Origin of the sequence: Glutamicibacter sp. (assembly GCF_035257265.1) — a bacterium.
Classification (GTDB): Bacteria; Actinomycetota; Actinomycetes; order Actinomycetales; family Micrococcaceae; genus Glutamicibacter.
Genome location: NZ_DATEXC010000016.1, coordinates 232,900 through 256,566 on the forward strand (window position 1 = coordinate 232,900; position 23,667 = coordinate 256,566).

Consider the following 23,667-nt stretch of genomic DNA (forward strand, 5'->3'; position numbering starts at 1 on the left):
GCGAGACGAAAATTACTTTGCCCGACCACGCATTACGGCCAGTAGCTGGCGTATTCCTTGGAAATGATCTGCAAGTAGTAGACGTGCGGCATCGATGTCTTTGGCGCGAACCGCATCAAAAATTGCGCGGTGTGCCGCCGCAGTTTCAACCAGTGTCGGGTTGTCCGGTTGTTCTTCCCCGATCACGTCATGGATGGAATGATAGACCTCCCAGAAGACACCTAAAAGATTTGATAACAAGGTGTTATTGAGCGGTTCAAAGAGGATCCGGTGAAAATCGCGGTCTGCGTCGGCGAACATGTCACCCTCCTGCGCTGATTGCTCCATGCGAATCACCGTCGCTTCGAGGGCTAGTAGATGCTCCTCGCTAACCACGCGAATTGCCTGGCCGATAAGTCCCGTTTCCAATGCCTGGCGAACTTCGACTAATTCTCCTGCCTCATGTCCGCGGTGGCGTAGGGACATCTGCCCGCGGAACGCCAAGGAATCGTGTAGCGCGCTGAGATTATTCTCGGCCACAAACATGCCAAAGCCGTGCCTGGTGTCGATGATCCCGAGGGCTTGGAGCACCTTCACCGCCTCGCGTAAAGAGTTGCGTCCTACACCTAGTTCGGCCATGAGTTCTTGCTCGGTGGGCAGGGGATCCCCGGCCAGCAGGTCGCGATTTAAGATCAATGCGGTGATGTCGGAGGTAAGCGCCCGCAGGCGTGCCTTCGCGTCCAGGCGTCGCGGCCCGATTGTTGCCATGAGCTTCTCCAGATTCTCAAAATTTCAAATGTGAGCCAGTTGACCATAGCTAGTGACTCCGATTACAGTCTAGTCTATAGATCGGACATCCTACGTCCGACGAACTCACTTTATTTCCTTGGAGGTGGCATCGATGGCACTTAATGAAGTGGCAAACAAGCCCTTTGCTCGTCGAGACTTTTTGAAGATTACCGGCATGGTGGGCGCGGCCGCGGCATTCTCCGCCAGCCTTGCTGCCTGTTCCTCGGGCGACACCGGCACCAGCGGTTCGGGATCCACCGCAGGTGCAGCGGCTGCAGGCGTGCTGACCGCCGGAATTTCCTACGCACTATCGACCGGGTTTGACCCGATGACCTCCTCGGGCGCAACCCCATTTGCGGCCAATATGCACATCTTCGAGGGTCTTGTCGATCTGCACCCGGCAACCCGCGAACCATACCTCGCTTTGGCTGCTGCGCAGCCGGTCCAGGTCGACGACACCACCTGGGAAGTGGCACTACGCAAGGACGCGAAGTTCCACAACGATACTCCGGTCACTGTAGAAGACGTGGTTTACTCCTTTGAACGCGTGCTCGACACGAAGAACGCTTCGCTGTTCGCGCAGTTCATCCCGTTCATCAAGTCGGTCAAGGCCAAGGATAAGAGCACCGTATCCTTCACGCTGAACTACGCTTTCCCACTGTTCCCAACGCGCATTTCGGTAGTCAAGGTGGTCCCGAAGGCAGTTGCCGGCAAGGATCAGGTTAAATTTGACGCGGCTCCAGTAGGTTCGGGCCCGTACAAGTTTGTCTCCGCTACCAAGGACGACAAGATCGAATTCGTAAAATTTGAGGGCTACAACGGAAGCCAAACTGCCAAGGCCGATAAGATGACGTGGTTCCTGCTCTCCGATGCAGCAGCGCGCGTCACCGCGATGGAATCCAACCGCGTACAGGCCATCGAGGATGTGCCATACCTAGATGTGGACCGTCTCAAGCAAAAGGTCAACGTTGAATCGGTGCAGTCCTTCGGATTGCTCTTCTTGATGTTCAACTGCTCCGAGAAGCCATTCGATAATGTGCTGGTCCGTCAGGCACTGCACTACGGCTTGGACACCGAGTCAATCATCCAGACCGCATTGCTGGGTAACGCCAAGGCGGCGACCTCCTACGTCCAGGACACTCATCCGGAATACGTCAAGGCCGATACCGTATACGGCTATGACCCGGCAAAGGCCGAATCGCTGCTGAAGGAAGCCGGAGTCAGCAACCTGAAGTTCGAGCTGAAGACCACCGACACCTCCTGGGTCAAAGACATTGCTCCGCTGATCCTCGAATCCTGGAATAAGATCCCGGGTGTCTCTGTCACCATGCAGAACCTGCAGTCCGGTGCCTTGTATGCAGACAACGTTGACGCAGGAAAGTTCACCGTCGTTGCTGCACCCGGTGATCCATCGGTATTCGGCAACGACCTTGACCTGTTGCTCTCCTGGTTCTACCGCGGAGACGTGTGGCCAAAGGCCCGCTTCCGCTGGAGCGAAACCAAGGAATGCAAGGACCTGCAGAAGATGCTGGACCAGGCAGTTAAGGCCGAAGACCCAGCCAAGGCCAAGGAAATCTGGGCTAAGGCAATCAACCTGATTGCTACCGAGGTTCCGCTCTACCCGGTGCTTCACCGCCAGTTGCCTACCGCATGGAACTCCGACGCGCTGGAAGGCTTCGCCCCATTGCCGACCACCGGTATGTCCTTCATTGGCGTAGCACCTAAGGCATAACCTGCTTTTGGTTGGCCGTACCTCCAGGTGCGGCCAACCAAGCCAGTTGACCATTCGCTTCCCAACCCAACGGAGTAATTGCGTGGGAAATTTTCTCAACCTGCTGCTGCGGCGCTTAGCCGCACTGCCCGTGATGATTCTGGGCATTTCGCTGCTTGTATTCATCATCTTGAAGCTCGCCCCCGGCGACGAAGCTACCAGCGCACTCGGTGAAGGCGCCTCACAGGACGCCAAGGAAGCCTACCGCGAAGAACGCGGGCTCAACGAACCGATCTTCATCCAATACTTCGCCTTCCTCGCCAGACTGATCCGCCTCGACTTCGGTTTCACCACCCCGCCAGCCCAGTCGGTGAGCACCATGATTCAGGGCGCTTTTCCGCTGACCTTGCAGCTGACCTTCTTAGGCGTGATTATCGCGGTTGTCATCTCGCTGGTCTTCGGCGTACTCGGTGCCCTCTACCGAGACCGCTGGCCAGACCAGGCGGTACGCATCCTGTCTATCGCGGCCATCGCAACCCCATCCTTCTGGTTGGGCATCTTACTGATCCAGTGGTTTGCGCTGGGCGCCAACCCGCTCTTCCCCTCCGGCGGCGCAGCGGCACCGGGCAGCGGTTTTGTCCCGTGGCTGACTCATATGGCCTTGCCTGCTCTGGCCTTGGCCATCCCGGTCTCTGCCGGCCTCACGCGAGTGGTGCGTACCTCGATGGTTGAAGAATTGGATCGCGACTATGTGCGCACCGCCATCGGTAACGGTGTGCCACGCAACGAGGTGGTCAGCCGCAATGTACTACGCAACGCGCTTGTCACCCCGGTCACCGTGCTGGGTCTGCGCATCGGTTATCTGCTCGGCGGCGCAGTGGTCATCGAAATGATCTTCTCCCTGCCGGGTATGGGCCAACTAATCATGAACGGCATCACCAACCACGACACCAATCTGGTCCAGGGCGTAGTGCTGACCATCGCGATCACCTTTGTTTTGGTGAATATCGCAGTGGACCTGTTGTACCTGCTGATCAACCCACGTATTAGGACGGTGTAGCGATGACCATCATGGCCCCACGCAACAATCTGGTGCAACGGCTCAGCTCCGGAGGCACACGTTTCCGCTCGCTGAACGTTGGCTCCAAAATTGCCCTGGTCTTTTTAGTGCTCATCGGTGTGACGGCGGTGCTAGCACCGCTCATTTCCCCGCACGACCCGCTGGCAACCGGTATTCCGGCCCAAGCACCAGGAGCTGAACACCTCTTTGGCACCGACCGGCTGGGCCGTGATATCTTCTCCCGGCTGCTTCACGGTGCCCAAGCTTCGCTGCTGGTGGGTCTTGGATCCGTTGCGCTGGCGTTAGTCCTCGGCGGACTGCTGGGCGCTCTGGCAGCCACCAGCTCGAAGTGGGCCAACGAGACGATTATGCGCATTATGGACATGCTGATGGCCTTCCCTGGCATCGCCTTGGCGGCCGCGCTGCTCGCCTCGCTGGGCAACACCTTACCGGTGATCATCTTGTCGATCGCGATTATCTATACCCCGCAGATCGCCCGCGTGGTGCGCGCCAACGTCCTAGCCCAATGGGGCGAGGACTACGTGCGTGCCGAACGCGTGATCGGGGCCGGACGCTTCTTCATCCTCGGTACCCACGTGCTGCGGAACTGCGCCGCCCCGGTGCTGGTCTTCGCCACGGTCATGGTTGCCGACGCGATTATCTTGGAGGCATCGCTGTCCTTCCTTGGCGCAGGTATTCAGGATCCTGCACCAAGCTGGGGCAACGTAATCTCCTACGGACGCACCCTGGTGCTCAACGGCGCGTGGTGGGCCACCACCTTCGCCGGCCTTACCATCTTGCTAACCGTGTTGGCCCTGAACATCCTCGCCGAAGGCATGACCGATGCACTGGTCAACGTCAAGGGCGGCGGCAAAAAGCGCGCGAAGAGTGAAGAGCAGGCAGCGGTGGCCAAGCAGGCAGCAGACGAGCATGCACACGAGCGTTTGCGTCGCGAATTGAACCTACTGGCAGAAACCGAAGCCAAGCGCACCGACCGATTGGTGCTCGAAGACTCCGGCGCGCGCACCATCTTGGAGGTCAAGAATCTCTCGATCCGTTTCCCCGATCGATACGGGCAGACGGACATCGTGCAAAACGTGTCTTTCACCGTACGCGAAGGCGAGACCATGGCCCTGGTGGGGGAGTCCGGTTGCGGTAAGTCAATTACTTCGCTTGCCATCATGGGCCTGCTGGGTCCAAGCGCGGAACTTTCCGGTTCAATCACCTTCGAAGGCAAAGAACTGCTGCCGGCAACCGCTGAGGGCGGCACGCTAGCCGGAGATGACAAGGTCTACAAGGGTTTGCGCGGCGAACAGATCGCGATGGTCTACCAAGACGCCCTGTCCTCATTAAATCCTTCAATGCTCATTGGCGAACAGCTGCGCCAGCTGACCCGCCGCGGTGGACGCAAGACACCGGAAGAACTGCTGACTCTGGTCAAGCTCGATGCGGCGCGCACCATGCGTTCATACCCGCACGAGCTCTCCGGGGGACAGCGCCAACGTGTGCTGATCGCGATGGCGCTCTCGCGTCGTCCGAAGCTGGTGGTTTGTGATGAACCGACCACCGCACTGGATGTCACCGTGCAAAAACAGGTTGTTGAACTGCTCAACGAACTGCGCGAACAACTGGGCTTTGCCATGGTTTTTGTCAGCCATGACCTGGCCTTGGTCGCCTCACTGGCGCACCGAGTCACCGTCATGTACGCCGGACAGGTGGTTGAATCAGGGCCAATCCGTTCGGTACTGGCAAACCCGCATCACGAATACACGCGTGGATTACTCGGAGCGGTGCTTTCCATTGAATCGCAGGCCGATCGCCTGCATCAGATTCCTGGAACCGTGCCTAGCCCGTATGACTTTGTCAGCGGAGATCGTTTCGCCGAGCGCAGCCAGCGCCTGGACGCGGATCCAACCCAGGCGACGCAGTTTGTTGCGGTGGACGAAAACACCGAGCACCACTGGGCCAGCCACGAAGGAGTCAAGCTATGACACCGATCATTGAACTGCAAGATATTCACGTGCACCACAAGATTCGTGGCGGTAAGCTCTTCTCCCCGCGGCTGATCAAAGCGGTCAATGGGGTTAACTTCTCGGTTTCACGCGGTGAGACCGTCGGCATTGTGGGCGAATCCGGCTGTGGGAAGTCAACTCTCGCCTCGGTGCTGGTGGGCTTGCAAGAACCAACCAGCGGTCAGGTGCTTTTTGCTGGCAAGCCGGTCAACAAGCGAAATGCGGCCGGCCGCAAAGAGTTTGGCCGGGCCGTGGGCGTGGTCTTCCAAGACCCGGCCACCGCGCTGAATCCTAGGATGAGCATTATGGACACGCTCACCGACCCCTTACGGGTGCACGGTATTGGTAATGCCAGCTCGCGGCGCAGCCGCGCACTGGAACTGCTTTCAGTGGTCGGTTTGCCAGCCTCTGCAGCTACCGCGCTACCCAACCAGGTTTCCGGCGGACAGCGCCAACGTGTGGCAATCGCCCGTGCGTTAGCGCTGGAACCGGAGGTGATCGTCGCGGACGAACCAACGAGTGCGTTGGACGTTTCGGTACGCGCCCAGGTGCTGAACCTGCTGACCGACCTGAAAGATCAGCTGAACCTCGGCATGGTCTTTATCTCCCACGATATTCAGACAGTGCGTTATGTATCGGACCGGATCTGTGTGATGAACTCCGGCCAGATGGTCGAAGAGGGCAACGCGGCGCAGGTTTTTGATGCACCGACCAATGACTACACCCGCACATTACTGGGAGCAGCTCCCTCGCTGCTTCAGCTCTAAACCAACAATTATGAAGGACTTTTCTCGTGGCTTTTGGCAATAATCCTAAATACACCGGCGTCATCCCACCGGTTGTCACCCCGCGCGCCAGCGACGGTTCCATCGATGTCGCCTCGCTGCACCAGGTCGTTGAGCACCTGATCTCCGGTGGAGTTTCGGGTCTATTTATCCTTGGGTCATCCGGCGAGGTGCCTTACCTATCTAATGCCGAGCGCGAGCAGGTAGCCCGCGAGATTGTGGCAGTGAACGCCGGACGTGTTCCAGTTTTGGCTGGTGCCAGTGAGCAGACTACCGTGCGCACCATCGAAGAAGGCGCCAAGCTCATTGCTTTAGGCGCCGACGCACTGGTAGTCACCACCCCGTTCTACGCATTGAGCAACGCAGCCGAAATCGAGACGCACTTCCGTGAAATCAAGAAGGCGCTGGGTGTGGATCTTTTCGCTTACGATGTGCCGGTACGCACCCACCACAAGCTTCCGCTAGACGTGGCCGTCCGACTAGCCAAAGATGGCATCATTGCAGGAGTGAAGGACTCCTCGGGCGATGATGTGTCCTTCCGCCAGCTGTTGCTTGCCACTAAAGACATTGAAGGTTTCTCGGTCTTCACCGGCCACGAAGTGGTTGTTGATGGCGCGTTGCTTGGCGGCGCACACGGTGTGGTTCCAGGCCTAGGCAACGTAGACCCGGCCGGTTACCGCCGCCTATTCGATCTGGCTGTCGCCGGCAACTGGGCTGGAGCCGCCGCAGAACAGGACCGCCTGGCATCCCTGTTCAATATTGTGTATACCCCGGATCCCTCCCGTGTTTCAGGTGGCGCGGCGGGACTTGGCGCGTTTAAGACCGCACTGGTGGAACTTGGTGTCATCAGTTCTAATGTGATGAGTCTTCCCATGGAAGCGCTGAACGATAGCGAGGCATCAGCAATCCGCGCCATCCTGGAGAGCGCCGGACTGCAGACCCGGGTGGCCAGCTAAACATGGTCGCTACGCACCCAGGCGCTGTCATTGCACTGGATGTCGGTGGCACTAAAATTGCCGGCGCCCTTTTTGATGCGCACCGGCAGATCATCGCCAGCACGCAGGTGCGCACCCCCGCCAGCGAGGGCGCGCCTGCGGTGCTTGATGCGATGGCCAGCGTGGTAGAAGAACTGCGGGCACGAACCAGCGAAGCAATCGCCGGTTTGGGACTGGGGATCGCTGGAGTCATTGACCCGGTGAATGCTAAAGTCAGCTCAGCCACCGATACAATCGCTGGGTGGGCCGGAACTGATCTGCGAGCAGAATTACTGCTGCGAACCTCGCTGGAGGTTCGTGCGGTCAATGACGTGCATGCTCATGGGCTAGGCGAAGCGTTGTGCGGGGCCGGTCGCGGGGCTCAAGAGGTATTACTCTTTGCCGTAGGAACGGGCATCGGGGGAGCACACCTAGTCCGCGGAGAATTGTTGACTGGTGTGCATCACGTTGCCGGGCATGTGGGACATATCGATTCCATCCATGCCGCTGGGTTACCCTGCTCCTGTGGCCAAACCGGGCATGTCGAAGCGATCGCCTCGGGACCCGCCATTCACCGCCACTACCTACGTCTGGGCGGAGACACCCGAGTTAATGACACTAAGGCTGTCTCCGCGTTAGCTTTGGCCGGAGATCCGCTGGCAATCCAGGCTCTAGCTACCGGTGCGCGTGCTGCCGGGCGAGCCATCGCTTCCCTTGCCAACGTGCTGGATCCCGAAGTCATCATTGTTTCCGGAGGCATGTCAGGTGCCGGGGATCTCTGGTGGGATTCTTTACGTCAAGGGTTTTCAGAGTCAGTAATCGGTCCTGTAGCAAAGACCGAACTTGTCGTTGCGGAACTCGGTAATGAAGCGGCGTTTTATGGGGCTGCCAGTTTGTACTGGTCGTCCAAGGAAAAGGAATAAACATGTTGCTGAGCGATGCACAACTAGCAAGTCTGCGTGGACGACTCATCGTTTCGGCGCAGGCATATCCAGGTGAGCCGATGCGTCACCCGCAGACCATGGCGCAGGTCGCCGTCTCAGCGGTCATCGGCGGTGCTGCGGCGATACGTGTTCAAGGCTTAGCCGATATTCAGTTCACCCGTTGCGCCGTAGAAGTGCCGGTGATTGGTTTGTTCAAGGATGGACATGAAGGGGTATTTATTACCCCAACAATTCATCATGCCTTGGCGGTAGCACAGGCCGGCGCACATATCGTCGCATTGGATGGTACCCGCCGTGAACGTCCGGACGGCAAAACCCTACTCCAAACCATCTCTGCGGTGCATGAACAAACTGGTGCCTTGGTTATGGCCGACTGTGGATCTTTAGATGATGCGCTGGCAGCTGCCGAAGCTGGTGCGGATCTGATCGGAACTACCTTGGCTGGCTATACGCGCGAACGGAACAAAACCGCGGGTCCCGATTTGGAACTCATTGCCTCAATCGCGGACGCCAAACTTGGCAAACCGCTAGTCGCGGAGGGCAGAGTACATTCACCAGCCCAAGCTCGTGCGGCCTTGGACGCAGGAGCGTTCTCGGTGGTTGTGGGCACCGCGATTACTCATCCGGCCACTATCACCGGCTGGTTTGACTCGGCAATGCGCGGCTGACCAAAACCCGCGTTGATGGCCACAAACTCGAAAGAGATTGTGGTCATCAACGTTTTAACTGATTAGTCAGACTTCTGAAAATCCTGACGAACTTCGATCGGGGGAGACGCTCTTGAGAACACGGAATCGTTGGCGGGAAGTCTTTAACATGACAGACCAAAACTAACGGCTGTCTCAAATCCGTGCAGCCTACTATTTTGATCACTAATACGGTGAACTTTGCGTAATATAGAGCACCCCCACCCAGCCGAGTGGTTTGAAAAGGAAGAAGAGTAGGCAGGTTGCGCTCGGTAGAGTCCAAACAAATCTGTGAGCCGAAACGACCGCACGCATGTCCGGAATTTTTGGTTTAACACCACCGTGGCATTTGATGCTTGCCATACGTTCAGTTCGAAAGATGCTGACGAAAACACGGTGAACGCTGCATCATTCGCCTGTATCAATGCAATAAATCTTGCCTATGGGGCTTTGCAAGAGTCACTTCAACGGAACGAATTCTGAAGGAGCTCACTAACCGGGAATCTCGAATAGTTGGTGGTTTGCTTGGCGGCCCTTTGACTCAAGCTGATCGGTGATTCGGATTTTCATTTCCTTCAAGCTCTCTTTTGAGATTTGTGCCTCCTGTACTCATACCAAGTCAACCAGAGGATCAATAGGTCAAAGACTGTTAGAAGCGCCATGCCTAGACTAAATTTCACGACGATCTGATAGACCTGATAGCCAATAAAAATTAGTAAGAATGCCATCATCCATGGATACGCCCAGAGGAAGTTTCGAAGCACCGCCCAAACCAAAACAACTTTCGCGATCCCATGCAGTAGCAAGTAGATAGCGCCAAACAAGGAAGCTGAGAGCGTCAATCCGTGAGACGCGTCGATTATAGCGTTGGCTACAAGGTCTTGAGGATCTTCAGACAGTTCGTGTTGGGTGAGAATCCGGACAAGGGTGCCAATCTGGTTCGGTGGAACCAGCAACAAAAGCACGCCGCCTATTAGCTCAAGTAAACCGTCAAGTCCCTTCAGGTACAAGGTCACGCGAAAGATGCGGTTGAGAGCATCTCCTTTGGTATCTTCGACACTATTCACGACGGCTCCAAGTGAGAGGAATGCTTCTAATTTGGATTCTGGCACACCATGATGTCAAGAGAGAATCGAGTGAAGCCTTGCGTTTTCTTCAAGAGGTAAACTACTTGATCCTATGGAAAAGTATTCCGAAGAAAAATTGACCAAGGCATCAACCAGAGATGACCGCGTGGCAGACACCGGACTTCAACAGTGGCTGTCCACGGTTTGCTCGGCACCCAAAACGGCCACGCCGCCAGACTTGGAAAGTTTACGGTTGCCGCGTACCCGCTGTCCTGGTCCCGATCTCTATTCCGTCCGGAACTTTGAAATTCCGAGCCAAACGGGAGTTCCGGTTCGGTATTACCAGACGGGGGAGCAGCCACGGCCATTGGTGGTTTACGTTCATGGCGGTGCCTTTACTTTTGGTGATCTCGAATCGCACGACCGAACCTGTCGACGACTAGCACTACACGGTGATGTCAACGTTATGGCAGTAGATTTTAGGTTGGCACCCGAGCATCCAGCCCCTGCAGCAATTGAAGACGTCGTTAATGTTTTGCGTTGGGCATCTATTGAGCAAGAGCAGATAAAACGGCCACCCATGCCGGTGGCTCTAGCCGGAGATAGCTCTGGTGGACTCATTGCCGTTCTTTCCGCGAATGAGTACATTTCTTCCGGGGGCCTAATTTCCGCGATGCTACTTGCCTGCCCAAATGCTGACCTCACGTTGAGCAGTCTCAGCATACGGAACAAAGGTCAGGGCTGGGGTCTTAGTAGTGCAGACTTGCGGTGGTTCATCCAACAATGGGTTGAGGATCTGGAGCCGGAAACGTTGGGGAAATATAGCCCTCTGCACGTGGACCTAAAATCGCTACCTACAACACTGATTGCGATTGCAGAACATGATCCGCTTCATGATGAAGGTGCTGAGTTGGCCAAAAAACTGAGGGTGCTTGGAGTAGACGTTCAAGTACTGGACTACGCGGGCTTAGTCCACGGGTTCTTGAGCCTTGACAACGTGTCGACTGCAGCCGAGGTAGCAGGCACCAATTTACTCACGCTTTTTGGACAGGTTTTGCATGACGGGTTATCTGGAGCATTGCCCAGAAATATGGGGCATTAGATATCGTGGCGTTCACTCAACGGAGGCACTGAACTGTGCAGGCCTAGGCGCAGAAGTGTGTCTCAGGCGATCTGCGATAAACCTATCTGGTGTATGCAAGATTTATAGAATCACGGATTAGCTAGCAAACTCTTTTTCACTCAGGTAGTCTAAAGCGTGGTGTTTGATTGAGTTTATGGTTTCAGCTCAAGACCAAGTGGAAAGGAGGAAAAATTGCCAAGTAGCGCAAACGGAAAGCTAGATTGCCCTGCCTGTACTCTTCCTCTTTTTCTCGTTGCTCCAGTTTTGGCCCTTGCGCTGACCTTTATCGGCTATTGGCTGGCCAGTCCATTTATTCCCGGACACGTTGCAATCCATATGGGACCCGATGGTGTCGGCTATGGATCTGCATTCCGGATGCTGGTGGTTTGCGCAATAATCGCCACAGTGGCTTTTGTTGTTGGCGGAATAACAGCGCGAGGATTTTTAGTCGCGGGCCATTGGTATCAGATAGAAAAGGCCATCGTGATTAGCGTTGAAGCTTTCGCCTATGCAGTGCTCGGTGTTGGGCTGGGCTCGGTTCTAAGTACCCTAGGTGTGGAGTCAAACGGCACCAGTTCCCAAAGCGTGGGCTTGGGTCTTTTGTCGTTCGTAATCGTCTTTATCCTTGCCGCGATAGTTTACGTCGTAGCACTTCCCAAAGGACGATTTGAAGAATTCCAGGCTCGACAACAACCGTCAAAATAGGTGTCAGCCAAGTTTTCCTACTCGCGGGTCGGTTCATTCTCCGGCGGTCGGAATTCCCGCACAATGCCCGTGGCAGGCGGAGCCAACGAGCGATACGTTCGCCCATCTCCTGTGTTGATCACGATGGAATGCGGAATGGAGTAGTCTACTTTTTCGTACCAACCCGGTAACTCTTTCGCCAAGTTGCAAAAGCGGCACCTATAGCCGGAGTTATGTACCGAGGTTGGTCCATTCAGGTGGCGTTGGACCACGTGGTCAATCTCTTCGGGAACACCGTCACAGTAAGGCGTCATGCAATGGGAATCGCGAATTCGAATGAACTCTTTGAGCGACTCAGGGAATTCACGAGCTTTTGAGTCCATAGCAATGAGGTCTTGATTACCGGGTGCGGTGTAGATCCTCTGAATTTCCGGGAAGGTGAAAATTCTGCGGTTCAATTCATCGTCTTTCAGCGTCAGATGGAATGGGTCTTCGAGGTCCACCATCGCTCCGGCAACTAGTTCACGAGCATATTGCGCCGGTAAGATCCCGTAGCCCGGTAGGTTTGCCGGCTCATGGCTGCCTGCAAACAGTGTCTTATCGGTCATGATGAGTTTGATGTCCAAGAACAGTGGAACCTTGGGTGGAAAGCCTTCCAACTGGCTGCAGATCAGCATGTCTGCCTGAAGCTGTTGCTTGGTGCGAGGGTCGTTGCCCATGCGGAAGATCGCCTTGGCCCGTTTTTTGATCGACTTGGCTAAGGCGGTACCTTCGACCAAGGGCAGCTTCGCGCTGAGCGTTACACAGTCCTTGCCCTTGCGGAAGCGGACATAACGTTTCGCGGCTTCATCCTCAATCTTGACGGCTTTTTCACTGCTTTGAAACCGCTCCGTGAATTTTCGAACGAGGTCGCTGATGGCATGCACGCCAAGATTCTCAAACATATTTGTATGTTCAGCGAAAATCGCGTCGAATTCGCGCCGGCCTTTCGCATCAACTTCTTCAAGCGGTTCGGTAATGGCTTTGATCTGACGCTCGATCAAATGCCCACGGGCAAACCAACCGTAGAGGTTTGGGGTGTCTTCAAGTAAGATCCGGCAAGCTCTGAGATAGCTGCAGGCCCCATTGGTACTTTGTCGACGATTGATGGCAACAGCCGCTGCGGCGCCTCGTTCACTTTGGTCTATGTGCACTCCGCGGTCCTCATTGTCGCGGACTACTTGCTTCTCGTAAAAGTAAGCCATTCTTGCTTGTTTAGCGCTAAAGCTGGCCTTGCGACGTTCAATCTCGTCAATATACTCGGCGAGTAAAGAATTGTCATGATGAGCGATGGCATGGTCGATGCCGACATCTATCTCCTGCTCGCTGAGCGCGGCGTAATCGAGTACGCCGCCTGTTGGTGGTCTCGTGGGTGGCGGAGCTTCGAACTCTTTGTCAGGTTGTTCATCTTCTTCGTACATAGTTTCACTTTACGTTGTTGTACCGACGTTTCAGGCTCGCAGGAGCAGTCTGTGGATAAGCGGATATATTCACTTATGGTCAGGTCAGCATGGTGATCACGAAAACCTGCCTGGTAAGTTTGGCGTAACTCATTAATTGATAGGACGGTGCGCAAAAGTGTTTCTGCATCATGTACAGCTTTCGATGGGATCAGGAAAAGAAGCGCTCGCTCGCAATTTTTATGTAAACGGAATAGGTCTCACCGAGGTACCCAAACCGCCGTCGTTACAGCAACGTGGAGGGTGCTGGTTTCGAGCGTTTGATGGCGAACGGGTGCTCGCCGAAGTTCATCTTGGTATTGATCCGAACTTTGTCCCGAGTGACAAGGCGCATCCTGCATTTCTCGTAGAGAATATTGCTGCCTTGGAAGTGATGGCCCGTCGAATTGAAGCGAGTGGGCACGAACTGTCCTGGGCGGAACGGTTTAGCTTTGAGGGCTACCAACGGTTTCACTGCCGGGACCCGTTTGGCAATAGGATCGAGATCCTAGCGCATGACCTCAGTAAACAGGAAAGAGACCCTAGCTGATTTGGTATGCTTAAATCCTGTAAGTAGAGATTTCAGCTCATAGTTGTGAATTTTCACGAGAGGGCGTCGTGCTCGAAGAAGACCGGACATATAACCGCAAGTGGATCATCGGCATTATTGGTGGACTAGTGTTTCTTGCCCTGTTGTCAGGGGTCTGGATGGCTACGGTCAAGGATCAATTGCCGGTGGAACTCGCGACGCACTGGAATGGCCGCGGCGAGGTAGACGATTATGACTCTCTCGTAGGCCATGTGCTGACGATGACCTTTTTCTCGGTCTTTGTTGCCGGAGCTATCGGATGCGCGGCAGTCATGACCCGCGTTCAGTCGATCATGCTTGCCCGGATTGGTCTTGGATTCGCGGTAGCGCTTGGACTGATGATCAACGGCTTGAGTATTGCTTTGGTCGTGGGCCAATTGGGGATGGACTCTGCCCAATCCGCTTCGGTGCACGGGCTGACGCTTGCTCTATCTTTGATCGCGTCCGTGCTGCTGGGCTTAGTCGTATTCTTCGCTTACCGTCCGCGGGAAGTCATTCACGAACAATCACACGAGATCATCGCCGCGGATCGGGAAGCTAACGACCCAACCTCTGCGGTGGCGCTGAGCCAAGCGCAGCGCGCACAGCTCGACGAGATAGCGTCGGTCAAACTAAAAGTTCCTGGAGTGCGCTGGTTGATGGCAGCGGTTGCAATATCACTGGTGCTGATCGGTTGGTACGCTGACCAATTCGTGGTGATATTCGGCTCTCTGGCCGCCGGCTGGTGCTACTGGTTCTTCTTTGCTGGAATTTTTGAAGTCGACGGACAAGGCACCCGGATTGTGGCGTCCAAATGCTTCAAGGTCATGAAACTGGAGTACTCCGATATCAAAGCCGTGCACGTTAAAGACGTCAGGGCTCTGGAATACGGCGGATGGGGCTACCGCTCGGACATCTCGCATAAGGGATTCTTGACCGGCAATGGGCCGGCCGTTGTTATCGATATGGGCTACTACCAACAGCAGATCATCTCAATGCCGGACGCCGTCACGGCCAGCCAGATCTGTGCACTGATCAATGCTTATCGACTGCTTGATACGGCAAGGGCCGCGACCACCAAGTAGGTAGCCGCGGCCTTGTAGCGAACTTACGCCTTGGACTTCTTCAACGACTTCTCGCTGACCGGAGCATTGTCACTAGCACGCAGCTTGCGGAAGTACTCCATGGCCTCATCTTGGCGGGTGGCCTCGATGCCGGTGGAGATCTCCGCGCGCAGGTGCTCCTGGGTGTAGCCAAACGCGTCAACCAGATCCTGAGCATGTGGGCGCAGGCGGTCTAGCAGGCGGTTGAGGTAACTCGGAAGGGTGCGTGCACGCTGCATGGACAGCCGGCCGTGGGCCAGGAACCAGCCCAGATCATCTTCGATCAAGCTCAGTGCGAAGACATCACGCAACCAGGTCAACACCTCGGCGGTGGTTGGATCCTCAACCTTGGTCAGTGCCGCAGTGAAAGCTTCCCAGCGCAACAGCTGCCCGTGATCACGTGCGGCCGAGATCAACAGGTCTTGATTCTCGTTGAAAGCCTTAGCGCCCTTGACCTTATCCTTGCCAGCCGCGCGCAAAGCGTTTGCCACCTCGGCAACCTTGGCGTTGACCCGGTCGGTCAACAGCTCGCGCTGGTTCGCCGGATCTTTGAAGAAGTTCGCGCTTTTACGTTCATCGGAGACATCCACGAAGGCCTGACCCACGCTGCGCAGCCCCGAACGGTAGAGCGCCGTGGTGCCGACCTGCTTAGCTACGTAACGGGCCATCGCGCCGGTATCGAGCTTGCGGAATTCCGCGGCGTAATCGGTGAGCAGGCGCTTGCCGACCAGCTGCAAGAGGACGTTGTTATCGCCCTCGAAGGTGACATACACATCCAGGTCCTGGTAGAGCTGGGTGAAACGATTCTTGGCGATGTAACCCGAACCGCCGCAGGCTTCGCGTGACTCTTGAATGGTGTCCAGCGCATCCCAGGTGCTCAAAGGCTTCAGTGCCGCGGCGAGGGTTTCCAGATCCTGACGATCCTCGTCGGTGTCTTCCCGGCCCGAGAAGACTGCGTCAAACTTCGTCAATAGTTCATCATGCGCAAAGGACGCGGCGTAGGTGCGTGCCATCCGGGTGATCAGCCGGCGCTGATGACGCTGGTAATCCAAGATCGTGGTTTCTTCGGTATCTGAGACGCTGTTGAACTGGCGGCGCTGGTTGCCGTAGGTTACCGCGATCTGCAAGGCCATCTTCGAGGCGCCAGTTGCCGCGCCATCGAGCGAGACTCGGCCTTGGACCAGGGTGCCGAGCATTGTGAAGAAGCGCCGGCCGGGGGAGGAGATCGGGGAGCTGTAGCTGCCGTCGACCGCTACATCACCGTAGCGGTTGAGCAGGTTGGTGCGCGGGATGCGCACGTTGGTGAAGTGCAAGCGGCCGTTGTCTATACCGTTCAGTCCGCCCTTAAGCCCGTCATCCTCGCCGCCGATGCCCTCCACGAAGCTGCCGTCTTCATTGCGGATTGGTACGTAGAAACAGTGCACCCCATGATTTACCCCGTTAGTGATCAGCTGCGCGAAGACCGTCGCTGCGGTGCCATGCAGGGCAGCGTTGCCCAAGAATTCTTTCCAGGCAGCTGCGAAGGGGGTGTGGATGACAAATTCTTCGGTTTGCGGGTCATAGGTGGCGGTGGTGGCTACCGCAGCCACATCGGAGCCGTGGCCGATCTCCGTCATGGCAAACGCGCCAGGTACATCCAGATTCATTGCGCCCGGGAGCCACTTGGCGTGGTGTTCCTCGGTGCCCAGGTGCATGATGGCGCCGGCAAACAGGCCCCACTGCACGCCCGCTTTGATCTGCAGCGAAGGGTCCGCGGCGACAAGTTCAACGAAGGCGGCGATGGAGCCACCGTGGTCATCGAGCCCGCCGAACTTCTTCGGGAAGGCGCGCTGTACTGCTTTTTGTTCTACTAGGACCTTCAGCTGGCGCAGTACCTGCTCACGGTGTTCATCCATGGACCAGGAAGGGTCACGCTGCAGCTGCGGGTCGGCGGCCCGAGCGCGTGAGTCCTTGCGGATTTCTGCGTAGGGGCCAAGGAGCTGTTCGGCGAGGGCATTGACGTTGATGCTGTTCATTTGTGTGCCTTTCATGCGCTGCGTTGGGTGGTGGAGATGCCGTGGGTGAGCCAGGAGCTGAGCGCCTGGGCCATTTCATTCAAAGTTGCTTTGTCTTCGCCTTCGGGCTGGCGCAACCAGATTTCTCCGGCGGAGCGGATCATGCCGAGGGCGGCGCGTGGCCATAAGCCGGTGGCTCTGGAGGCACTGTGCGTATTACCCGCGAGGTGCGCGGTCAGCCGTTCATTCATCAACGCGGTGACCTCGTCGAAGAAGGCATTGAGCACTCCGAGGGAGCCGGTTGCCGTGCGGTCCGGTGCGGTGAGCACATCCGGGGCTTGAGCGGTGACAAAAAAGTAAAGGTTCGGGCTGCCCTTGGCTAGCTCCAGGTAGGCGGTGACCATTGCGCGCAGCGCCCCGGCTTCGTCTCCCTCGGCTAAGCCCGCGGCGATGATGGAATCGCGGAAGTCTGCGATAACCACCGCGCCGAGCGCTTGGCGCAACCCTTCCTTATCTCCGAAATAACGGTAGTAGACCGGTTTGGAGGTTTTGGCGTGCGCGGCGATGTCTTCCATGGACACCTGCGGGCCCAGTTTATGCACCGCTTTGCGGGCGAGCTTGAGCAGCTCGGTATGCCGTTGACTGCGATGCGCCTGCCAGCGGGCCGAACGGCCATCGGTGACCGCGTCGATATCTTGGGTGATCTTGTTCACGTAACTCAGAGTATCATGTACTGTTGGTTACAGTAATACTTCTCACAATCCTAGGAGTTCATCCATGGCCGACCAGCCAGTGCGCCACGCGGTAATCATCGGTGGCAACCGTATTCCCTTTGCCCGGTCAAACACCGCCTACGTTAATGTCTCCAATCAGGACATGTTCACGGCCGCACTGGAAGGCCTCGTAGCCCGCTTTGGTCTGCAAGGACAGCGCATCGGCGCGGTCTCCGGCGGAGCGGTACTCAAACACTCCAAGGACTTTAATCTGATGCGCGAGTGCGTGCTGGGCAGCTCATTGGATGCGGCTACTCCGGCCTATGACGTACAGATGGCCTGCGCCACCGGCATGGAAGCCATCGGCTCGCTGGCAAATAAGATCAAGCTCGGCCAGCTCGACTCGGCCATTGGCGGCGGCGTGGATACCACCAGTGACGCGCCGATTGTGGTCTCCGAGTCCTTGCGCGCAATCCTGCTGGAACTTTCGCGGGCACGCAGCACCAAGGCCAAGCTCGGCGCCTTGGCAAAGATCCGCCCGGCACACCTAGCGCCCAGCGCTCCGGGTACCGGCGAACCACGCACCGGAATGTCGATGGGTGAACACCAGGCAATCACCACCCACGCGTGGGGCATCACCCGCGAAGCGCAAGACGAACTGGCATTGGCAAGCCACAAGAATCTTGCAGCCGCCTATGAGCGCGGCTTCTTCGATGATTTGATCACCGCGTTCAACGGCCTGGCTAAGGATAATAACCTGCGCGCCGATTCCTCCATGGACAAGCTGGCAAAGCTTAAGCCAGCCTTCGGCAAGTCCCTAGGGGAGCAGGCCACGATGACCGCTGCGAACTCCACCCCGCTGACCGACGGTGCCTCGGCAGTGCTTTTGGGCAGCGAAGATTACGCGCAGGAAAACGATCTGCCGATGTTTGCAAACTTCGTGGACTTCGAAGCCGCGGCGGTGGACTTTGTCCACGGCAGCGAAGGACTGCTGATGGCTCCCGCCTACGCCACCGCCCGACTGCTCAAGCGCAATAACCTCAGCTTCGAAGATTTTGACTTCTTCGAAATCCACGAGGCCTTTGCCGGCACCGTGCTAGCCACGCTCAAGGCGTGGGAGTCCGAAGAGTTCTGCCGTGAAAAACTGGGACTGGACGGACCACTGGGCACCGTAGACCGCAGCAAGCTCAACGTGAACGGTTCCTCGCTGGCCGCCGGTCACCCATTCGCCGCCACCGGCGGACGACTGATCGCCAGCACCGCAAAAATGCTGCATGAAAAGGGCTCCGGCCGCGCACTGATCTCCGTGTGTGCCGCCGGAGGCCAGGGAGTTGTCGCAATCTTGGAGGCACGAAAGTAAATGGCTGATAAGTACCTAGAACTAGTAAACAGCGGGATGACCAAAAAGCTTGCGAAGCTGCTGGGACTCCCACGCCCACCCCGCCTGCGCCGCTATGGGGTAGACACCCCGCTGCTTCCCGGTCCGGTATTGGTCCTAGGCACCTCCGCCCGCGCCCAGGAACTCAGTGACACCATGGTCTCTTGGGGCTTGGATGTACGCCGCCACGACGCGGGGGAGAGCAAGCTCGGCGGGCTGGTATTGCTCCTCGACGAGCTGAGCCACCCCGAACAGCTCTCCGCCCTGATGCTTGCCACCGGTGCTGCCTTGCGCAAACTGGTACCCGGCGCCCGCGTGGTTTCCGTCTCCAAGCCGGCGCTGGCCAACGATGAGCCCGCGATCGCCGCGGTACGCCAGGGCATTGACGGCGCGATGCGGTCTCTGGGACGCGAAATGCGTGGCGGGGCCACCGCCAACGGCATCGTCTTAGCCGGAGACACCAGTATCGTCAGCCCCAGCGCACTGGGAGCGCTGCGCTTCTTCTTCTCCGGACGCAGCGCATACGTGGATGGTCAATTTTTGACCGTCCGCACCGAAGCTGGAGAACTACCCGAAGACTTCCGCGCCCCACTGGCCGGTAAGGTTGCCGTCGTCACCGGCGCCGCCCGCGGCATCGGCGCGGAGATTGCCCGTACCTTGGCCCGGGACGGTGCCAAGGTGGTGTTAGTTGACATGCCGCAGGCGGGCGACGCGCTGGCAAAGGTGGCCAATCAAGTCGGTGGTACTACGCTGCAGCTGGATGTCACCGCCAAGGATGCTGGCCAACGCATCATGGACCACGCCCTGACCCGTCACGGCTCGCTGGATTTGGTAGTACACAATGCCGGGATCACCAGGGACAAGCTGCTGGCAAATATGGACGCGGCCCGCTGGGATTCGGTGATCGCGGTTAATATCGCCTCGCAGCTACGCATGAATGAGGTCTTCCTGGCCGCAAAACTACCCGGGCTACGCGTAGTCAGCCTGGCTTCCACCTCCGGCATTGCCGGTAACCGAGGCCAAACAAATTACGCCGCCAGCAAGGGTGGGGTCATCGGCATGGTGCGAGCCAGCGCCGCATTATTCGCTGAAAACGGTGGCTCGATCACCGCCGTGGCACCGGGCTTTATCGAAACCGAAATGACCGCAAAGATCCCGCTGGGCACCCGAACCGTGGCGCGCTTGGTGTTGCCTTCGCTCATGCAGGGTGGGTTGCCGGTAGACGTTGCCGAGGCGATTGGTTTCCTTGGTTCCGACGCCGCCGCTGGCCTCAACGGTCAGACACTGCGCGTCTGCGGTCAGTCGCTAGTAGGTGCATAAATGGGTGCCGATGTAGTTTCCGCGATCCCTTCCATGGGATCGGTTTATGCGCGCGCAGTCAAAACTCTGAACCGTAAGAGTAAAAATCCGGTGTTGCCCGAGGTGACGCTGGTCTTCCAAGGGGCTCAGGCCAATCGGGACAAGCTCGGCGAATTCCGCCGTGCGGTCAAGGCGCCGGCCAACGGAAAACTGCCTAGCCTCTACGTGCATTCACTGGCTTTTCCGCTGGCGATGTCCTTGATGCTGCGCGATGACTTTCCGCTGCCGTTGCTGGGCATGATTCACCTGACTAACCAGGTGGAAGTTGCCGAGCCGTTGGGGGAAACCGAGTTATTCGACGTGGAAGTGAACGCCGAGAACTTAGTTGCCCACTCTAAGGGGGTGTGCTGCGATCTGCTGGTAAAGATTGTGGTGGACGGGCAAACGCGAATGTTGTTGCGCAGCACGTTCCTGGCTAAGGGCGTCAAAATTGATGGCCAGACACTGCCGGCTTTGGCACACAGCAGGTTTACTGCGCCGCAGCGCACCGCACAGTGGAAACTGGCAGCAGGTGCCGGACGGGATTGGGCTGCCGTGGCCGGGGACTACAACCCGATCCACCTCAGTGCGCTTAGTGCGAAGGCACTGGGAATGCCTCGGGCTATTGCCCACGGTATCTATCTGGCAGCACGCGCGCTGGCAGGAATTGAACCAGCCAGCGGGAACTATTCGTGGCGCATTGAGTTTAAAACTCCGGTGTTCCTGCCGGGCATAGTAGATCTGGGATATGAAGCGACCGGCAGCGGGTACAAAGTCCAAGGCTGGAACCCGCGCAAGCTCAAACCGCACTTTGAGCTAGATCTGAGTCGCGAAAACTAAAATTTAGTGGTCCGCAGCATTTAGCTGCGGGCCACTAATTTCTTGCGGCCATTCGGGCGCTTCGCGTTGCAGCGTGATGGTTTCCTTCGGCTGCCAAAAATACGCGGACGGCTCCAATCCAGACCAATGCCGAACCGACAAGGTGCAAAACGACCATCAACTCGGGCAGGTGAGTCAGGGACTGGATGATTCCCAGAGCTCCTTGGCCCAAGAATACAAGGATAAATAACAGCGCCTTCTGTGCAAGTATCTGCTCTCCGGCGAGCTTGGCACTACGCCACAGCAAACCGGCGAAGGTAAGCGCAGCCAAGGCCGCGGCACCGTGGATAATCGTTACCCAGATCCATGAGAATGGCATCCGCGGCACCTGCGCCGAATCTCCGGCGTGCGGACCGGTACCGGTCACCACGGTTCCCAGAACGAGCAGTACCGCGGTGAGGATAAGTAGCCAACGTGCTAGCGTACGTGATTTCTTCGAACTGGCGGGAAGCTCTGGTTTATCGAGGTTTTGAGTTTTCTGCCAGGTAATCGTCGCGGCAGTGAGCAGTAAGGTGGCCGCCAAAAAGTGACCAGCCACTACATAAGGGTTCAGATCGACCCATACGGTAATGCCGCCAATGACGGCGTTGAGGACTACACACCAGAACTGCAGCCATGCCCATCGGGTCACCTCCGGAGCCTGCTTACGTTGCAAGCGAGCGGCGATAATCACCCACCCCACCACGATGCATAATCCAACGGTCAGTAGCCGATTGACGAATTCGATAATGGAATGCAAGCCCATCTCAGCGGTAGGCGCTATGGAACCGCCCACGCAGGTGGGCCAGTCAGGGCAGCCGAGACCCGAGCCAGTGACTCGGACTACACCGCCGCCAAGAATGATCAGGATCGCTGCGATTAACGCGGCGAGGGATGCGCTACGAAGTGCGCGACGTTCTAGTGGGAAACGATGTTCCAGCCAGGCAAAGGGCGTGCGCATGCGGTCCTTAAGATTGTTGCGTTGGTGTCGGCGCAGGGCTGCTGGCCATACGATAGCTGGCTAGCGAGGCCACCGCAGCCCGCTCCCAGGTGAATTCACCACTGTGCTCGAGGGCAGCGTGTCCAGCTTGGGTGACCATGGCTGGATTTCGCGCGAGCGTGAGCAGCTGTTGCGCCCAAAGATGGGGGGAGCAATCCTCCATCAACCAGCCCGATTCACCGTCGTTGACCGCATAGGCCAATCCGCCCACATGGTTCGCGAGTACCGGGGTACCGCAGGCCTGTGCCTCGGCAGCTACCAATCCGAAGGTTTCTGATAGCGAGGGTACTGCCACCACATCTGCGTTGGCGAAGACTGCGGCAAGTTCGTGGGGTTGCAAGGGACCAAAAAAACTCAGCACGCCGCTGACCGATAATTCCGCGGCAAGTGCTGGCAGATCGTAATCTGCGGAGCCGGAATTTGCGCCGAATAATGACGCGGTGATTTTCAGTGTTGGGTCCTCGGCGCGGGCGATGGCGATCGCCTCGATCAGGACATGGGCACCCTTGAGTCGTTGGAGCCTGCCGGCGTAAACCAGATGCAGATCATCGGCACCCAGTGGACGGTTCAGTTTGTTCTGGTCGGGGTGGAAAATCTTGTGGTCAACTCCGGGCAGCACCACGTCAAGTTTTACTTTATCTACGCTGTAGAACCTGGAAAGTTGTCTTGCCTCGACCGGAGTGTTGGCGATGATGCGAGTTGCTCCGGCGAGTAAACGGCACTCAGCCTCTTTACGCCCCTCGGGCTCCGGGATGCCAGACTCAAACTCTTTGGCGGCCGCGGAGGTATGAAGCGAAACGACGAGGGGAATGTTCCATATACCGGCTAGTTGCAAACCGACCATCCCGGAGAGCCAGTAGTGGCCGTGGATGATGTCAAAGTGCAGCTCGGACGCATGTTCACTGATCAGCGATGCTGCTTCATCAATGATCTTGGGCAGTTCTTCTTTGGATAATGCAGTCCCAGGGCGTACCTGCACCTGATGCATGAAGACGGCCGGGCTTACTTCCTTCGACGTTGATTCATCGGCGGTGCGAGTGAACATATGGACCTCATGGCCCAGTGCCCCGAGGGCTAAGGCGAGGTTACGAATGTACACATTCATGCCACCCGCGTCGCCGGAACCTGGTTGCTCCATGGGCGAGGTGTGCAGGGAGAGCATGGCGATACGCATGAAGACTCCAAAGCTGGCGGATAAAAACGTCATTTCACTAATTGATGACCATCAACGATCGTACCAAGCCCAGCGATGGGTTAGAGCGCTTGCAAAACGGATTCTTGTGATGGGATGCAGTTAGGCTGCGAAATTTGCGGTTATTGACACAGTGCAGCGTGAACCTTCACCCGCTTGCGTGCCGTCAGGCTGGTGTATTTCGTGGGCAGCCGCACGAGATATAGAAACGGCCTCGCTCCCTAAGGAGCG

21 protein-coding genes are annotated in these 23,667 nt (G+C 57.2%); 14 read left to right on the forward strand and 7 right to left on the reverse strand.

What is annotated here, in order from left to right:
- Positions 1–12: 12 nt before the first annotated feature.
- On the reverse strand, positions 13–747 hold the full coding sequence (locus VJ369_RS02780; protein WP_324090615.1) for a FadR/GntR family transcriptional regulator: 735 nt from the start codon (positions 745–747) through the stop codon (positions 13–15).
- A 133-nt stretch (positions 748–880) separates the two neighbouring features.
- Between VJ369_RS02780 and VJ369_RS02785 the strand changes: the two genes are divergently transcribed.
- The 7 genes from VJ369_RS02785 (at position 881) to VJ369_RS02815 (ending at position 8,922) form a co-directional block, all read left to right on the forward strand.
- Positions 881–2,500: an ABC transporter substrate-binding protein gene (locus VJ369_RS02785; RefSeq protein ID WP_324090616.1), complete on the forward strand. Its 1,620-nt coding sequence runs from the start codon at positions 881–883 to the stop codon at positions 2,498–2,500.
- A gap of 82 nt (positions 2,501–2,582) precedes the next feature.
- Positions 2,583–3,539 (forward strand): ABC transporter permease, encoded by a 957-nt coding sequence (locus tag VJ369_RS02790; RefSeq protein WP_324090617.1) that lies wholly within the window; start codon positions 2,583–2,585, stop codon positions 3,537–3,539.
- Between the two features lie 2 nt (positions 3,540–3,541).
- Positions 3,542–5,530 carry a dipeptide/oligopeptide/nickel ABC transporter permease/ATP-binding protein gene (locus VJ369_RS02795; RefSeq protein WP_414652610.1) on the forward strand — a complete coding sequence of 663 codons (1,989 nt, stop codon included), beginning with the start codon at positions 3,542–3,544 and terminating at the stop codon, positions 5,528–5,530.
- Positions 5,527–6,318 (forward strand): ABC transporter ATP-binding protein, encoded by a 792-nt coding sequence (locus VJ369_RS02800; RefSeq protein WP_324090618.1) that lies wholly within the window; start codon positions 5,527–5,529, stop codon positions 6,316–6,318. Before VJ369_RS02795 ends, VJ369_RS02800 begins: the two co-directional genes overlap by 4 nt.
- Before the next feature lie 26 nt (positions 6,319–6,344).
- On the forward strand, positions 6,345–7,292 hold the full coding sequence (locus tag VJ369_RS02805) for a dihydrodipicolinate synthase family protein (protein WP_324090619.1): 948 nt from the start codon (positions 6,345–6,347) through the stop codon (positions 7,290–7,292).
- Between the two features lie 2 nt (positions 7,293–7,294).
- Positions 7,295–8,233, forward strand: a complete 939-nt coding sequence (locus VJ369_RS02810) for an ROK family protein (protein WP_324090620.1) — start codon at positions 7,295–7,297, stop codon at positions 8,231–8,233.
- A gap of 2 nt (positions 8,234–8,235) precedes the next feature.
- Entirely contained in the window at positions 8,236–8,922 is a 687-nt protein-coding gene (locus tag VJ369_RS02815) for an N-acetylmannosamine-6-phosphate 2-epimerase (protein ID WP_324090621.1), read from the forward strand.
- Positions 8,923–9,515: 593 nt separating this feature from the next.
- Here the strand turns inward: VJ369_RS02815 and VJ369_RS02820 are convergent.
- On the reverse strand, positions 9,516–10,007 hold the full coding sequence (locus VJ369_RS02820; protein WP_324090622.1) for a DUF2127 domain-containing protein: 492 nt from the start codon (positions 10,005–10,007) through the stop codon (positions 9,516–9,518).
- Between the two features lie 112 nt (positions 10,008–10,119).
- Between VJ369_RS02820 and VJ369_RS02825 the strand changes: the two genes are divergently transcribed.
- Together VJ369_RS02825 and VJ369_RS02830 are read left to right on the forward strand one after the other, a co-directional pair.
- A complete protein-coding gene (locus tag VJ369_RS02825) occupies positions 10,120–11,109 on the forward strand; it encodes an alpha/beta hydrolase (RefSeq protein ID WP_324090623.1) in 990 nt (329 codons plus the stop codon).
- 213 nt (positions 11,110–11,322) lie between these two features.
- Complete coding sequence (locus tag VJ369_RS02830) at positions 11,323–11,835, forward strand: hypothetical protein (RefSeq protein WP_324090624.1); 513 nt, start codon at positions 11,323–11,325, stop codon at positions 11,833–11,835.
- A 17-nt stretch (positions 11,836–11,852) separates the two neighbouring features.
- Here the strand turns inward: VJ369_RS02830 and VJ369_RS02835 are convergent, their stop codons facing one another.
- Positions 11,853–13,274, reverse strand: a complete 1,422-nt coding sequence (locus tag VJ369_RS02835) for an HNH endonuclease signature motif containing protein (RefSeq protein ID WP_324090625.1) — start codon at positions 13,272–13,274, stop codon at positions 11,853–11,855.
- A gap of 157 nt (positions 13,275–13,431) precedes the next feature.
- Here VJ369_RS02835 and VJ369_RS02840 point away from each other — a divergent pair, with 157 nt between their 5' ends.
- Both VJ369_RS02840 and VJ369_RS02845 read left to right on the forward strand, forming a co-directional pair.
- On the forward strand, positions 13,432–13,842 hold the full coding sequence (locus VJ369_RS02840; RefSeq protein ID WP_324090626.1) for a VOC family protein: 411 nt from the start codon (positions 13,432–13,434) through the stop codon (positions 13,840–13,842).
- Positions 13,843–13,910: 68 nt separating this feature from the next.
- Entirely contained in the window at positions 13,911–14,945 is a 1,035-nt protein-coding gene (locus tag VJ369_RS02845; RefSeq protein WP_324090627.1) for a DUF1648 domain-containing protein, read from the forward strand.
- Positions 14,946–14,968: 23 nt separating this feature from the next.
- Here VJ369_RS02845 and VJ369_RS02850 read toward each other — a convergent pair whose 3' ends face one another.
- Together VJ369_RS02850 and VJ369_RS02855 are read right to left on the reverse strand one after the other, a co-directional pair.
- Positions 14,969–16,978 carry an acyl-CoA dehydrogenase gene (locus VJ369_RS02850; protein ID WP_324090628.1) on the reverse strand — a complete coding sequence of 670 codons (2,010 nt, stop codon included), beginning with the start codon at positions 16,976–16,978 and terminating at the stop codon, positions 14,969–14,971.
- Between the two features lie 11 nt (positions 16,979–16,989).
- Positions 16,990–17,670: a TetR/AcrR family transcriptional regulator gene (locus VJ369_RS02855; RefSeq protein ID WP_324090629.1), complete on the reverse strand. Its 681-nt coding sequence runs from the start codon at positions 17,668–17,670 to the stop codon at positions 16,990–16,992.
- Positions 17,671–17,734: 64 nt separating this feature from the next.
- Here VJ369_RS02855 and VJ369_RS02860 point away from each other — a divergent pair, with 64 nt between their 5' ends.
- The 3 genes from VJ369_RS02860 to VJ369_RS02870 are packed head-to-tail and all read left to right on the forward strand — an operon-like array spanning position 17,735 to position 21,226.
- Positions 17,735–19,030 carry an acetyl-CoA C-acetyltransferase gene (locus VJ369_RS02860; protein WP_324090630.1) on the forward strand — a complete coding sequence of 432 codons (1,296 nt, stop codon included), beginning with the start codon at positions 17,735–17,737 and terminating at the stop codon, positions 19,028–19,030.
- On the forward strand, positions 19,031–20,368 hold the full coding sequence (locus VJ369_RS02865; RefSeq protein ID WP_324090631.1) for a 3-oxoacyl-ACP reductase: 1,338 nt from the start codon (positions 19,031–19,033) through the stop codon (positions 20,366–20,368).
- Positions 20,369–21,226: a MaoC family dehydratase gene (locus tag VJ369_RS02870; RefSeq protein ID WP_324090632.1), complete on the forward strand. Its 858-nt coding sequence runs from the start codon at positions 20,369–20,371 to the stop codon at positions 21,224–21,226.
- 34 nt (positions 21,227–21,260) lie between these two features.
- Here VJ369_RS02870 and VJ369_RS02875 read toward each other — a convergent pair whose 3' ends face one another.
- Both VJ369_RS02875 and VJ369_RS02880 read right to left on the reverse strand, forming a co-directional pair.
- Complete coding sequence (locus tag VJ369_RS02875) at positions 21,261–22,205, reverse strand: COX15/CtaA family protein (RefSeq protein ID WP_324090633.1); 945 nt, start codon at positions 22,203–22,205, stop codon at positions 21,261–21,263.
- A gap of 7 nt (positions 22,206–22,212) precedes the next feature.
- A complete protein-coding gene (locus tag VJ369_RS02880) occupies positions 22,213–23,451 on the reverse strand; it encodes a glycosyltransferase (protein ID WP_324090634.1) in 1,239 nt (412 codons plus the stop codon).
- Between the last annotated feature and the right edge of the window lie 216 nt (positions 23,452–23,667).

Excerpts from the sequence above, each read along its gene's own strand:
- VJ369_RS02780 (WP_324090615.1), bottom strand. The coding sequence starts at position 747 with ATGGCAACAATCGGGCCGCGACGCCTGGACGCGAAGGCACGCCTGCGG.
- VJ369_RS02785 (WP_324090616.1), top strand. The coding sequence starts at position 881 with ATGGCACTTAATGAAGTGGCAAACAAGCCCTTTGCTCGTCGAGACTTT.
- VJ369_RS02795 (WP_414652610.1), top strand. The coding sequence starts at position 3,542 with ATGACCATCATGGCCCCACGCAACAATCTGGTGCAACGGCTCAGCTCC.
- VJ369_RS02800 (WP_324090618.1), top strand. The coding sequence starts at position 5,527 with ATGACACCGATCATTGAACTGCAAGATATTCACGTGCACCACAAGATT.
- VJ369_RS02810 (WP_324090620.1), top strand. The coding sequence starts at position 7,295 with ATGGTCGCTACGCACCCAGGCGCTGTCATTGCACTGGATGTCGGTGGC.
- VJ369_RS02815 (WP_324090621.1), top strand. The coding sequence starts at position 8,236 with ATGTTGCTGAGCGATGCACAACTAGCAAGTCTGCGTGGACGACTCATC.
- VJ369_RS02825 (WP_324090623.1), top strand. The coding sequence starts at position 10,120 with ATGGAAAAGTATTCCGAAGAAAAATTGACCAAGGCATCAACCAGAGAT.
- VJ369_RS02835 (WP_324090625.1), bottom strand. The coding sequence starts at position 13,274 with ATGTACGAAGAAGATGAACAACCTGACAAAGAGTTCGAAGCTCCGCCA.
- VJ369_RS02850 (WP_324090628.1), bottom strand. The coding sequence starts at position 16,978 with ATGAACAGCATCAACGTCAATGCCCTCGCCGAACAGCTCCTTGGCCCC.
- VJ369_RS02860 (WP_324090630.1), top strand. The coding sequence starts at position 17,735 with ATGGCCGACCAGCCAGTGCGCCACGCGGTAATCATCGGTGGCAACCGT.
- VJ369_RS02865 (WP_324090631.1), top strand. The coding sequence starts at position 19,031 with ATGGCTGATAAGTACCTAGAACTAGTAAACAGCGGGATGACCAAAAAG.
- VJ369_RS02870 (WP_324090632.1), top strand. The coding sequence starts at position 20,369 with ATGGGTGCCGATGTAGTTTCCGCGATCCCTTCCATGGGATCGGTTTAT.
- VJ369_RS02875 (WP_324090633.1), bottom strand. The coding sequence starts at position 22,205 with ATGCGCACGCCCTTTGCCTGGCTGGAACATCGTTTCCCACTAGAACGT.
- VJ369_RS02880 (WP_324090634.1), bottom strand. The coding sequence starts at position 23,451 with ATGACGTTTTTATCCGCCAGCTTTGGAGTCTTCATGCGTATCGCCATG.